The organism is Acinetobacter sp. AND/436 (assembly GCF_049546925.1).
GTDB lineage: Bacteria > Pseudomonadota > Gammaproteobacteria > Pseudomonadales > Moraxellaceae > Acinetobacter > Acinetobacter indicus.
On sequence record NZ_JBMXBO010000001.1, the window covers coordinates 158,085 to 170,952 of the forward strand.

Sequence of the window (12,868 nt, forward strand, 5' to 3'; positions counted from 1 at the left end):
CATGAGTAATTCGAGATGACTGCACCTGCTTGGCTCTCTCAAGGCACCCTGGTTCTGGCCAGCAATAACAAAGGCAAAATTGCGGAATTTGAAAAACTATTTGCAGAACTGAATTTACCGGTTGATGTCATCCCGCAAGGCCAGCTCAATATTGAAGATGCCATTGAAGATGGTCTGAGCTTTGTTGAAAATGCGATTATTAAAGCGCGTCATGCCTCTAAAATTTCTGGCAAGCCTGCGATTGCTGATGATTCCGGGATTTGCGTACCGGCACTGGACGGCGCACCGGGAATTTACTCTGCCCGTTATGCTGGCGCACATGGCAATGATGCCGCCAATAATGAAAAACTGCTGGCAGACTTACAGCCTTTACGCAAAGATGGAACAGCGATTGAAGGCATGTTTGTTTGTGTGCTGGCCCTGGTGCAGCATGCCGAAGATCCTTTACCACAAATTTTCCAGGGCATCTGGCAAGGTGAAATTCTGGATGCACCACGTGGTGAAAATGGTTTTGGTTATGATCCACTGTTCTGGTTACCGGAGCTGGGTATTTCCAGCGCCGAGATGAGCAAGGAAGAAAAAAATAAGATCAGCCATCGAGGTCAGGCGATGCAGCTGTTTAAAGCGAGTTTGGAGAAGTAACATCCTTTTAAAACTCCTCCCTTTGAAAAAGGGAGGCTGGGAGAGATTCTTCTATACATCTTTCTTCTGACGCTAAAATATTGCTCATTTCTACAAAGGGTTTCCGTAAATCCCCCTCTTTAATAAAGAGGGACTTTCAAAAACTTTTATACCCTCTCTCTAACTCTCTCCCAAAGGGAGAGAGAACTTTTTGATTTATAAACCCGGCACCACCGCATGCACCACCACGCCATATACGCCAATCAAAATCGCACTGGCAATCGTTCCTGAGGCAATATATTTGGCAGAATCACCGGTGCCCTGATAATGGGTTTCTAGTGCCACAATATTGGCAGCCGGTGGCAGCAGGAAAAACATCAGCATGACGGCATAAATCAAGGTCTGCTGCGGAATGGGTAAACACCAGTACGCCACAGCACATAGCAACAAGGCCAGCGGAATACGTGCGACCAGTAAACCCAGGCTACGCTTTAAGTCAGCCCAGCCAATCCGAACTTTACTCAGCCACATCCCCAGCACGCACATGCCGGCAAAGGTCACCAGTACTTTATTGCTTTGGTAAATCACTTGTACCCAGGTCTGATGTTCAAACTTGCTCACATCCCAAAAAGATAGAATACCCGCCAGACTCAGGGCAATCACCGGCGGTGAAAGCAGCACATTTTTAACAATAAACTTTAATTCTTGCCGGGTTTGGCTCACCGCCATCACCGCACAGACATTGCCAAATAAGGATCCGCCAATATACAGCGCCACAATAATACTGCTGGCCGCAGGTCCAAACAGGGCCAAGGCAAAGGGAAAACCCAGCCAGGCCCCATTTAAATAACTGAAGCACAGTGCGATCAGTTTATCTTTTTGCAAGACATAAAAGACTGCAAAGAAAAGGATGGAACTGACCAGACTAAAACCAATCAGCCACAAGCTGCCGTCCTGATAAAACACCATGTTGTAGATAATCAGTAACGGAATAAACAGCCGGGCCAGTAACATCGCTAGCACCGGACGCAACGGCTTTAAATACGCGACCCCGAAGTATCCAATCAGAAATGAAATTAACGGAAGCAGCAGCGCCATGCGGGTACACAGGAAGGCAGAAAAGTGGTGATTATCCTAACATAATTGATGGCACAACATGCTTTTAGCCCATCTGCTGTCTTTGAATCGCAATATTCCTGTCACCTCGCTGTCATCTAGACCTGTTGAGATATGTCTTGAATTAAAAAGAGGTAAATATTATGGCTGGTTTATCGATCTGGCACGTTCTGATTTTTGCAATTGTGGTGATTCTTCTGTTTGGTACATCTAAACTGAAAAACTTAGGCAAAGATGTGGGCGGTGCGGTTAAAGACTTTAAAAAATCAATTAAAGATGATGAAACGACCACTGCGGCCCTAAACGAGCCACGTACCATTGAACATCAAGCGACATCATCTGATGTTAACACGACTGTAAAACAATAATTTTTCAGGTAATTTTGTTATGCTCAATATTGGAATGACGGAACTGCTGTTTTTCGGCATCATTGCATTATTGGTGCTGGGTCCAGAAAAGCTGCCTGAAGCTGCACGTTTTGTTGGAAAGTGGTACGGCAAAATTAAACGTACCATCAGCAATGTGCAAAATGATATTGATCGGGAACTTCGACTTTCTGAACTGCGTGAACAGATGCAACAGGAAATGGCACGTATTCAGGAACTTGAGCAAAAAATGCAATCTCAGATGCATGAGCTAAAACAACAAAAAATATTCGCGGAAGAACAACCGAACCAGACCGCTGCAACGGATAATAAAAATTTGCCGATGCGCTATACCTTTATTGCCCCGCAACCTTCGCTGTTGCTGCGTCCTCAGCATCAACCGCTAAATTCGGCTGAAGCTATTCCTCCGACCACGTCACAATTTACCGATTATAAGGTGGCTGTATGAGTCAAAGTTCTCCTTCTCAATTGCCAGCGGCGACAGTGGGCGAGCAGGCTGCTTTAGAAGAAATGCCGATCACCAAACATCTGGTGATTCTACGCAAGCATCTATTTAAAATTGTGGGTTTGGTTATTGCACTGTTTTTCTGCTTATTGCCTTTTGCCAATCGCACCTATCAGATTTTATCTGAGCCGCTGCGTGCGCAGTTGCCGACCTCATCGACCATGATTGCTACCGATGTCACGGCCACCTTTATGGCACCGTTTAAGCTAAATTTTTTTGTGGCATTGATGATTGCGATGCCGTTTATTATTTATCAGCTGTGGGCTTTCGTAAAACCGGCCTTATATGAAAAAGAGAAAAGTCTGGCGCTGCCATTGCTCATAAGCAGTATTGCCCTGTTCTATATTGGGATTTCATTTGCTTACTTTATTGCACTGCCGTCAATTTTGCACTTTTTCATCAGTGTGTCGCCGGAAACGGTTGCCCCGATGACGGATATTAATAGCTATCTGACCTTTTGTTTGAAGCTGTTTTTGGTGTTCGGGTTTACCTTTGAAATTCCAATTATTACCCTATTGCTGATTTTAATTGGTGTGGTTAGTACCCAGCAGCTGGTCGAAAAACGTCGCTTTATTATTGTCGGCTGTTTCTTTGTTTCGATGTTTGTTACCCCACCGGATGCGCTGTCGATGATTATGCTGGCCATTCCAATGTGGATGTTATTCGAATTGGGCTTATTTGCAGGCAAGCTGATTGAGAAGCGTCGGCTGACTGCAGAATAAGTTTTTACAAACCCGATTAAAAAAGAGCAGCTCCGGCTGCTCTTTTTTATTTTAGTAAACCATTGTTATTATTTAACTTTTTTGAAATATTTTCTTCAAGGTACTGTCATATTGACTCGCTAAGTTGTTAGCAACTTTAAAACAACTCAGCTAATTTTGCTAGGGAACAACATGACTGATCAACATTACCTTGATGAAAATTATGATATGAACGATTCGGGGAACCCAGAATTCTTTGAATTATTAAACAAACAAATGAATCGTCGCGATTTAATTAAAAAGACTGCAGGTGGGGCTGTCGCAATGACACTGGCTGCAAGCTTAACAGGTTGTGGTAGTGATGATAACGATAATAACAATAGTGTACCTCCAGCGACAGAAACACCGAATCCGGATGTAGATTTAACGACGCGTCCTTCATCACTTTCGTTTACGCCAGTTGAAAAACATACTCGCAGTGAATTTACAGTACCTGATGGGTATGATTTTAAAATTCTTCATGCGGTAGGCGATCCACTGAATTCACGTCTTCCAGTCTGGGATGAAAACAGAATTCCAAGCGGGATCTCTTATGACCGCCGTGTAGGTGATAACCATGACGGTATGACCTTCTTTGGTATGAATCCATCTACCTTAAAATATGATGCCAATGAATCAAACCAAGGTTTATTGGTTATGAATCATGAGTATATCCAGCGTTCTGACCTTCACCCTCGCGGTTCAAGCTTCAGTGCTTCAAGCATTACTGAAGATGAAGTATTCCGTGAAGTGAATGCGCATGGTGTATCTATTGTTGCAATCAATAAAAACCCGGTAACCCAAGCAATTAGTGTAGATTTAGACTCACCATTTAACCGCCGTATTACTGCCGCAACTGTAATTGATTTTGCCGGTCCAGTACGTGGTACTGATCTGGTAAAAACTGCATTTAGTACTGATGGTACATCGACACGCGGTACAATTAATAACTGTGGTAATGGTTATACACCTTGGGGAACTTACCTGACCACAGAAGAAAACTTCAACCAATATATCGCTCGTCAAGGCGATGTACGTGATGCTGAAACTGAATATGCAATTGGTACCCGTTACCGTATGGGTTCAAATGCTTCAGGTTATAACTGGCAAAGTATTACTGATCCGCTGACCGCAGACAAAACGTTATTCAGTCGCTGGAACAGTATCGTCAGTGGCACCAGTGCAACACGTGACTTCCGTAACACAGTCAATACTTTTGGCTGGATTGTAGAAATCGATCCATTTGACAACCGTCAACGTCCAGTAAAACGTACTGCTTTAGGTCGTTTTGCGCATGAAGACTGCCGTGTCAGCCGCGCGATTCCTGGCCAGCCACTTGCTTTCTATATGGGTGATGACTCTACTGGCGAATATATCTATAAATTCGTATCAGATGAAGTATGGGATCCTAAAGATGTCAACCGTGGTTATGAAGCTGGCGACAAATATATGAACAGGGGTAAATTCTACGTTGCTAAATTTGACTTTAATGAAGCAACGGGGGAAGCCACGGGTGAATGGTTAGAACTTTCTATGTCTAACCCAAGTATCACGGCTTATGACCGTTATAAGTTTAAAGACCAAGCTGACATTTTAGTTCACGCACGTATTGCTGCCGATGCTGCTGGTGCAACCAAAATGGACCGTCCGGAATGGGTTGCAGTAAATCCAGAAAATGGCGAAGTTTATGTTACTCTGACCAATAACTCTTCACGTGGCAGCAGCTATCCAACAGATGCAGCAAACCCACGCCGTTATGCCGATGATGATGATGCATCAGGTCGCTTACGTGGCAATATCAATGGTCACATCATTCGTTTCCGTGAACCGGATGCTGATGTTACCGCAACAACATTCACTTGGGATATCTACCTGTTCGGTGCAGAGTCTGACTCTATCGAAGGCGTTAACCTTTCTGGCTTAACTGATGCCAATGACTTCTCTAGTCCGGATGGTATGTGGTTTGACCCACGTGGTGTGCTTTGGATTCAGACTGATGATGGTGCTTATACAGATACTACAAACTGTATGATGCTGGCATCGTTACCAGGTGCTGTGGGTGATGGTTCTGTACAGAATGCCAAGTCTGGAGATGGAACTCAAAAAACACCTACAGGTGCCATTTTAGATGATTCAAAATTACGCCGCTTCCTGGTTGGGCCTAAAGGCTGTGAAATTACCGGGGTAACCATGACACCTGACTACAAAGCGATCTTTGTCAACGTACAGCACCCAGGCGGTACTTGGCCTGCAAACCAGCCGGGTCATCTGATCAGTACCGGCCGAGGTTCACGACCACGTTCTGCAACAGTTGTAATCACACGTAAAGATGGTGGTGTCATTGCAGGTGAAACTTTAGAACCATCTAAAGCTTAATCCTTCTTACACTTAAAAATACCGGCTTGATGCCGGTATTTTTTATTTATGTAATGGAATATTCAGCTCCACGATCTGTCCGGCGGTTTCACCCTGCTGGCTTTTCTCTAACCAGTGCCATTGCTGAGCATTTAATCTTAAAATATTGGAACAGCGTGTACCATACGCCGGACTCTGAATAAAGGTCGACGACAATAACTCTTCCAGCTCGACAGGAATGCCGGTTTCTGGCAATAAATCTGCAATCACCTTGCGTTCATCTTCCAGAATATCCCAGGCAGCATGCTGCAGATCTGCTTCTGGCATCTGGGCTTGCTGTAACATCGGTAAAAATTCCTGGGTAAAGCGTTTACGCAAATGGCCAGTTTTTTCCCAGTGCTCGCCCATTAAGCCATTGGACACTACATATACCCCTTTGGCCAGCACTTGCGGCGCCTCCCCTCGGTTGCTCATATACACCGCCTGTTCCCGGTCGCCGACAAATAAATTAAAGCCGGCATAATCGCACTGGCGCGGCTCCAATGCTTGTGCAAAGCGAATTGGACTTAATTCAGATTCCAGAAAATCCTGAATCAGATGGCCGCGTGAGGTCGGATAATTGTGCTGATCCTGTCCATTACGAAAATTGGTAACAATGGCCCAGCGGCCTCTGGCGGTCACGCCCATCCAGGTGCCACCCGACTGCAAGTCCTGTCCGGCATAAATCGGGCTATTTTCCCAGGCATGCAACGCCGCAGTCGGACGCTGATAAAACTCATCACGGTTTGAAATTAAACATAAAGGCAGCTCATCCAGAACCTGCCAGGCAAAGGCCACAATACACATAATTTCCTGCTCGCTATCTTTACACATTGAATGTACAACATTTTTCATCTTATTCAGCTAAAATCTGTGCAAAACAGAATGACAAGGAACAGGAATGCTGACCTATCCAAATATTGATCCGGTGGCGATATCGCTGGGTCCCTTACAAGTCCACTGGTATGGACTGATGTATTTACTGGCCTTTTTATTTGCCTGGGGTCTGGCCACCTATCGCGCCAAGCAACGTGGCTGGACGCCGGACATGGTTTCGGACCTGATCTTTTACGGCGCGCTGGGTGTAGTCATTGGCGGCCGTGTCGGTTATGTGTTCTTTTATGGCTTTGAGCAGTTTCTGGCCAACCCGGTGTGGCTGTTTCAGGTCTGGACCGGGGGCATGAGTTTCCACGGTGGTTTCCTGGGGGTCATGCTGGCCATGCTGTTCTGGTGCAAAAAATACCAGATGACCTGGTTCCAAACCCTGGACTTTATTGCACCTTGTGTCCCGACCGGGCTGATGTTTGGACGCATCGGCAACTTTATTGGTGGCGAGTTATATGGCCGTCCGGTCAGTGATCCAAACTTTGCACTGGGCATGATTTTCCCGACCGATCCACTACAGCTGGTACGTCATCCATCACAGTTGTATCAGGCGCTGTTTGAAGGGCTGCTGTTATTTATTCTGCTGTGGTGGTTCAGTTCCAAACCGCGTCCACGTATGGCGGTTTCGGCACTGTTCCTGATTGGTTATGGTCTGGCGCGTTTTGTGGTGGAATTCTTCCGCGAACCGGACAATGGTCAGCTATTTATTGCCTGGATGAGTAAAGGCCAATTCCTGAGTCTGCCAATGATTCTGGTCGGTCTCTGGATGATGTGGTACGCCTACCAGAAAAAAATCTATGACTGGGGCCCACAGAAAAATAGTTAAACCGGAGCGAGGCATTGGCCTCGCTTTTTTTATACCATTTTTGCTAAAGTGCATGCACCCTTGCACAATTCATCTGGTGGGCTATGCTCGAATTCTGGTTTAATCCCAACGTATCCGTACTGCAAAAACTCATGCTGTTTATTCTGATTGCAGTGGTCACCGGCGTTTTATACTGGATGCAACCGCTGGCCTATGATGCCATCCTGATGTTTATGGGCACCGGAATTATTTTTCTGATTTGCCGTTACTGCAAAATTCATTTTGCGGCACAACGTCCCACCGGTTTACTGTATCGCCTGCTGACCTGGATTCCGATTGCCCTGCTGTTGGCACTAATTTTCATGAATATGCAACAGGGTGAAATTTTATTACCGGGCGCACAAGGACTTGGCTTTATGGCTCTGGCAATTTGTCTGTTCTCGCCACTGTCATTGCTGCATCAACATCAGGATCAGGCATAAATGCTCAGTTTCTGGTATTCCGCGCGTTGTCATCGTCAGCTCAAACTGATGATCTGTATTGGTACCTGTCTGCTGATTTATCTGGCCTCGACGCAGGCACAGCTGCCACCGTTTTGGGTCATCCTCAGTCTGATTCTGGGCATGGGCTTACATCTGCTGTATCAATGGAGCAATCGTCGTTCCTGGCCAGAACATCAGCGCAGACTGATGTACGGGGGATTGAATCTGGCACCGCTGCTCCTGCTGGCCGTATTGCTGCTGTTTCTACCGAAAATGCAACTTTGGGCCATGGCCTTGCAAGCACTCGGCTTTATCTTTGTAGGCCTGTTTATGGTGTCGATCTACCAGCAACGTGCCAAACGGTTTGACTCCTAAGCTTTATTTTCCTGTCCAATTTTTTGCATTTTAATAACCTGTGTAGCAGTTGCTGCACAGAAAACCGGGCTGAATTTACACTGCATACATGCCGAAACAGGAGCGCTAACAACAATAACCCGAATCCCGTTCAGCCTGCTTAGAATAACTGCAGTCTTTATGAAAATAATTCAGGAAGTTGTTTATGAATTCAGAACTGAACACCATTTCCGGTTTTAACCTGCAACGTTATTTGGGCACCTGGTACGAAATTGCCCGTTTGCCAATGCGCCATGAACCCGAAGACAGTACCGATATTTCCGCCACCTACAGCCTGAATGAAGATAGCAAAGTGCGTGTGCAAAACCGCCGTCTGGATGGTCAGGGCCAACTAGATGAATCGATTGGTGAAGCCACCCCGGTCGATGCTGAACATGGCAAGCTGGAAGTCAGCTTCTTGCCAGAAGGCCTGCGCTGGATTCCGTTTACCAAAGGTGATTACTGGATTTTAAAACTTGATCCGGAGTATCAGACCGCACTGGTCGGTGACCCGAGCCGCAAATACTTATGGTTGCTGCATCGTCATCCACAGCTGGATGAAGCCACACAAAATGAATATCTGGCGCAGGCCAAAAGTCTGGGTTATGACCTGAGTGATCTGATTTACACCCCGCACACCGGCCGGCCAACCGCATAAGCTGCCACTATTTTGCTGAGGCATCTTTTTTAAGATGCCTTTTTTAATGATGATGAATATTCATCTCGGCCCGGCATCAATGTTATGATGGCTGCACTTTTATGTGCTCATTTAAAGCCAAGATCTTCAACACAGCCAGCCTTTTGCGCTGCAATGAAGGTCGACACAGGAGCCACATCACTATTTGATTGAGAGAATTTCATGCGCCAATATCTTGACCTGTTACAACATATCCTTGACCACGGCGGCGACAAAGGCGACCGTACCGGCACGGGAACCCGTTCTGTATTCGGTCATCAGATGCGCTTTGATCTGTCTCAGGGTTTTCCGCTGTTAACCACCAAAAAAGTGCATTTCCGTTCAATTGTGATTGAACTGTTATGGTTCCTGAAAGGTGATACCAACGTTCAGTATCTGCAGGACAACAAAGTTACGATTTGGGATGAATGGTCAACGGCAGAACAGACGGCGCGTTTCGGCCGTCCTGAAGGCGAGCTTGGTCCGGTATATGGCCATCAGTGGCGTAACTTTGGCGCCAGCAAAAATGCCGATAACAGCTATAATCAGGATGGTTTTGACCAGATTTCCTGGCTAATCAACGAGATTAAAACCAACCCGAATTCACGCCGTTTAATTGTATCGGGCTGGAATCCGCAGGAAGCCGGTCAGGTGGCATTACCACCTTGTCATACCCTGTTCCAGTTTTTTGTTCATAACGGCAAACTCTCTTGCCAGCTGTATCAGCGTAGTGCCGATGTCTTCCTGGGTGTACCATTCAATATTGCTAGCTATGCGCTGCTGACCCATATGATTGCCCAGGTATGTGATCTAGAGGTTGGTGATTTTGTCTGGACCGGCGGCGATACCCATTTATATGCCAACCATTTTGAACAGGCACAACTGCAACTCAGTCGTGAACCGCTGGGGCTGTGCCAGCTGAAACTGAACCCGGACGTCAAAGATCTGTTCGCGTTTAAATTTGAAGATATTGAAATTGTCGGTTATGAGTCACATCCGGCAATTAAGGCCCCGGTAGCGGTTTAAAGCCAATTAATTCCGGACAAATGCCCCATCCCCCTTTCATCGAGGGGGATTTTACATTTTAATAGGGTTAATTTTTCGCATGAGATATGGATGAAACAGCATGGCATTTCAAGGTTTAGAAGTTGTACACGTGGTGGCCATGGATCAGCAGCGCTGTATTGGAAAAGCCAATGATTTGCCATGGCATATTTCTGCCGACTTAAAACATTTTAAGGAAATTACCCAGGGCGGCGTGGTAGTGATGGGCCGTAAAACCCTGGAATCAATGGGTCGTGCCTTACCGAAACGTGTCAATTGGGTGATTACCCGAGATCCAAATTGGGCCTTTGAGGGCACCAAAGTCGCCTATTCAATTGAAGAAGCTTTAACTCAGGCCGTGGCTGATGTGCAGGCTTCAGAAAAGCCGGACAGTATTTTTATTATTGGCGGTGGTGAAATCTTTAAACAGACCATGGATATTGCCGACCGTCTGGAACTGACCCATGTCGAGCTGGATGTGCAGGGCGATGCACATTATCCGGAAATTCCGGCAGCGTTCCAGAAAGTCAGTGCCGAGCAACATTTGGATGACAAAACTGGCATTGCATTTGAGTTTGCCAGCTACCGAAAATAAATCTTATTTTTCTGAATGAATTCATCAGCATGCAGACACCCCAACAGCCCGAACTGGCACAGCGTTTGATTCAAGGCAGTTTGCATGGCCTGTTTAGCCTGTTTGTAATTGGCAGCTCGATCTGGCTGGTGCTGATCCTGTGGTTTCAGCAGCCGTTTGGACTGCTGTTTAGCCGGATCCTGATTGGCCTGTGGATTGCCTTTGCCATGAGCATTCTGGGCATCTATATCAGCCGGCATCTGATTAGCCGTAAACTGGATGTGCTGATTTATCTGCTGGTGTTTCTGTGCAGCCAGCTCTGGTATTTTGGCCTGCCACCTCGCCAGGACCGCGACTGGAATCCCGAAGTGGCGCAGCTGTTACATTCCGAGCGTCACGGCGATCAGGTCATTCTGCACAATGTGCGTAACTTTAACTGGCACAGCGATGGTTCCTACGAGCAGCGCTGGGAAAGTCGCCATTATGACCTGAACCAGATTCGGGGCGTCAACATCATCACTTCCTACTGGATGGGACCACAAATTGCCCACACCCTGGTCAGTTTCGATTTTGCCAATGCCGCACCGCTGACTTTTTCGATTGAAATCCGCAAAGAACGCCATGAAGAATTTTCTTCGCTGGGCGGATTCTTCCGCAAATATGAACTGAGTCTGGTGGCGGCGGATGAAAAAGATATTATCTATACCCGCAGTAATATTCGCGGTGAACAGGTCTATTTTTTCCCGCTGAAGATGCCGCAAGAAATGCAAAAAGCCCTGTTTCTGGAATATCTGACCAAAGCCGATGAACTGGCACAACAGCCCAAATGGTATAACACCCTGACCAGTAACTGCACTACCCTGGTCTTTGACATGGTGCAGGCAGTATCCAACCAGACCTTGCCCACCGATTATCGCCTGCTAGCTTCGGGTTATTTACCCAATTATTTGTATGATTTACAGGCGCTTGATCAGAGCTTGAGCATTGAAAGCTGGTATCAGCGCGCTTATATCAATCCGCGTGTGGAACAGCCGGGCCAGCTGGATAGTGCACAATTTTCAGCACTAATCCGGCAGGGTTTGCCCGCGCCATCCGCTCCTGGCGCTCCGTCAAATCAATGATACAATTTTAACTGGCGATCAAATTTAAAATTGGTTTAGATACATCCATCAGCTTTAAAATAAAGAGAAATCCATATGCTTAAACATCTTGCTGCCGTTGCCCTTTTAGGTTCAGCCCTAGTTTTTAGCGGCTGTGAAACTTTACCAACCCCGGGTGCTACCGTTGAAACTGCCAATCTTGTCCAGCTGCAAAACCGCACTTGGATTGTGACCCAGATTGGCAATACCGCGGTTCGCACCGAACCGACTGCCCACAATATTCCAAGCCTGCAATTTGATAGCGCCACCCAACGCGTTAGCGGTGCCGATGGCTGTAACCGGATTATGGGCAGCTACAGCGCCGGCCGTGACACGCTAACGCTAAGCCAAATGGCTGGCACCCGTATGGCCTGCCTCAACAGCAATGGCATTGATCAGAAATTCAATGAAGCACTGGCCAAAGTGACCCATTATCAGGTCTTTGGTAAAACCCTGAAACTGCTGGATCGTTATGGCAATTTGCTGATTCAGCTGGAAAGTGCCGTACAACCGCGTTAATACCGCACCGGCCTGCACCTTTGCAGGCCTTTTTTATGAACGATTGAAAACAGAAGGCTGACCCTATGCAACAGGCAATTTTTGGTGGTGGATGTTTCTGGTGTACCGAAGCGGTATTTCTCCAACTGCGCGGTGTGGCCAAAGTGGTGAGTGGCTATGCCGGCGGCCAGATGGACAATCCAAATTATGAAGCGGTGTGCAATGGTGATACCGGCCATGCTGAAGTCATTCTGATTGATTTCGATGACAGTCAAATCAGCTATACCCAGCTGTTAAATGTGTTCTTTGCCACCCATGACCCGACCACGCTTAACCGTCAGGGCAATGATGTCGGCAGCCAGTATCGTTCGGTGATTTATTATTTAAATCCGGAGCAGCAGCAACAGGCCGAACAGATGATCCAGCAGCTCAAAGCCGAGGGCATTGCTGTGGTCACCGAAGTGACCGCTGCACCGCGTTTTTATCCGGCAGAGGCCTATCATCAGAACTTCTTTGCCAATAACCCGACGCAAGGCTATTGCAACTTTGTAATTCCACCCAAACTGATGAAGCTGCATAGCAAGTTTCAGGATTTACTCAAAGACTGAAA

At 46.7% G+C, this 12,868-nt stretch carries 16 protein-coding genes; 14 read left to right on the top strand and 2 right to left on the bottom strand.

Translation table 11 applies throughout. From position 1 onward, the window contains the following. Positions 1–15: 15 nt before the first annotated feature. Positions 16–642 carry an RdgB/HAM1 family non-canonical purine NTP pyrophosphatase gene (gene rdgB, locus ACPEPR_RS00685; protein ID WP_104498068.1) on the top strand — a complete coding sequence of 209 codons (627 nt, stop codon included), beginning with the start codon at positions 16–18 and terminating at the stop codon, positions 640–642. A 195-nt stretch (positions 643–837) separates the two neighbouring features. Here the strand turns inward: rdgB and ACPEPR_RS00690 are convergent, their stop codons facing one another. Next, entirely contained in the window at positions 838–1,719 is an 882-nt protein-coding gene (locus ACPEPR_RS00690; protein WP_423561807.1) for a permease, read from the bottom strand. 161 nt (positions 1,720–1,880) lie between these two features. Between ACPEPR_RS00690 and tatA the strand changes: the two genes are divergently transcribed. The 4 genes from tatA to ACPEPR_RS00710 all read left to right on the top strand — a co-directional run bounded on the left by tatA (position 1,881) and on the right by ACPEPR_RS00710 (position 5,744). Continuing rightward, the gene (gene tatA / locus ACPEPR_RS00695) at positions 1,881–2,105 is read left to right on the top strand and encodes a Sec-independent protein translocase subunit TatA (RefSeq protein WP_005180185.1); all 225 of its coding nucleotides are present in this window, start codon (positions 1,881–1,883) and stop codon (positions 2,103–2,105) included. 19 nt (positions 2,106–2,124) lie between these two features. After that, on the top strand, positions 2,125–2,571 hold the full coding sequence (gene tatB / locus ACPEPR_RS00700; protein ID WP_075167421.1) for a Sec-independent protein translocase protein TatB: 447 nt from the start codon (positions 2,125–2,127) through the stop codon (positions 2,569–2,571). After that, positions 2,568–3,350 carry a twin-arginine translocase subunit TatC gene (gene tatC / locus ACPEPR_RS00705; protein WP_005180188.1) on the top strand — a complete coding sequence of 261 codons (783 nt, stop codon included), beginning with the start codon at positions 2,568–2,570 and terminating at the stop codon, positions 3,348–3,350. Before tatB ends, tatC begins: the two co-directional genes overlap by 4 nt. 171 nt (positions 3,351–3,521) lie before the next feature. After that, positions 3,522–5,744, top strand: a complete 2,223-nt coding sequence (locus ACPEPR_RS00710; protein ID WP_423561808.1) for a PhoX family protein — start codon at positions 3,522–3,524, stop codon at positions 5,742–5,744. A gap of 42 nt (positions 5,745–5,786) precedes the next feature. Here the strand turns inward: ACPEPR_RS00710 and ACPEPR_RS00715 are convergent, their stop codons facing one another. Beyond that, positions 5,787–6,569, bottom strand: coding sequence for an NRDE family protein (locus tag ACPEPR_RS00715; RefSeq protein ID WP_160243679.1), 783 nt, complete (start codon positions 6,567–6,569; stop codon positions 5,787–5,789). Positions 6,570–6,663: 94 nt separating this feature from the next. Here ACPEPR_RS00715 and lgt point away from each other — a divergent pair, with 94 nt between their 5' ends. From lgt to msrA, 9 genes are all read left to right on the top strand, one after another. Beyond that, the gene (gene lgt, locus ACPEPR_RS00720) at positions 6,664–7,473 is read left to right on the top strand and encodes a prolipoprotein diacylglyceryl transferase (RefSeq protein WP_005180193.1); all 810 of its coding nucleotides are present in this window, start codon (positions 6,664–6,666) and stop codon (positions 7,471–7,473) included. A gap of 83 nt (positions 7,474–7,556) precedes the next feature. Then, the gene (locus tag ACPEPR_RS00725; protein WP_016658550.1) at positions 7,557–7,934 is read left to right on the top strand and encodes a hypothetical protein; all 378 of its coding nucleotides are present in this window, start codon (positions 7,557–7,559) and stop codon (positions 7,932–7,934) included. Continuing rightward, entirely contained in the window at positions 7,935–8,309 is a 375-nt protein-coding gene (locus ACPEPR_RS00730; RefSeq protein ID WP_411687744.1) for a hypothetical protein, read from the top strand. 184 nt (positions 8,310–8,493) lie between these two features. Further along, on the top strand, positions 8,494–8,985 hold the full coding sequence (locus ACPEPR_RS00735; protein ID WP_005180198.1) for a lipocalin family protein: 492 nt from the start codon (positions 8,494–8,496) through the stop codon (positions 8,983–8,985). A 201-nt stretch (positions 8,986–9,186) separates the two neighbouring features. Continuing rightward, entirely contained in the window at positions 9,187–10,029 is an 843-nt protein-coding gene (gene thyA, locus ACPEPR_RS00740; RefSeq protein ID WP_005180203.1) for a thymidylate synthase, read from the top strand. A 100-nt stretch (positions 10,030–10,129) separates the two neighbouring features. Next, positions 10,130–10,642, top strand: a complete 513-nt coding sequence (locus ACPEPR_RS00745) for a dihydrofolate reductase (RefSeq protein WP_016658548.1) — start codon at positions 10,130–10,132, stop codon at positions 10,640–10,642. A gap of 29 nt (positions 10,643–10,671) precedes the next feature. Beyond that, on the top strand, positions 10,672–11,742 hold the full coding sequence (locus tag ACPEPR_RS00750; RefSeq protein WP_160240947.1) for a DUF4105 domain-containing protein: 1,071 nt from the start codon (positions 10,672–10,674) through the stop codon (positions 11,740–11,742). 75 nt (positions 11,743–11,817) lie between these two features. Then, positions 11,818–12,279, top strand: coding sequence for an META domain-containing protein (locus tag ACPEPR_RS00755; protein ID WP_005180208.1), 462 nt, complete (start codon positions 11,818–11,820; stop codon positions 12,277–12,279). Positions 12,280–12,344: 65 nt separating this feature from the next. Then, positions 12,345–12,866, top strand: coding sequence for a peptide-methionine (S)-S-oxide reductase MsrA (msrA, locus tag ACPEPR_RS00760; protein ID WP_016658546.1), 522 nt, complete (start codon positions 12,345–12,347; stop codon positions 12,864–12,866). Positions 12,867–12,868: the final 2 nt, after the last annotated feature.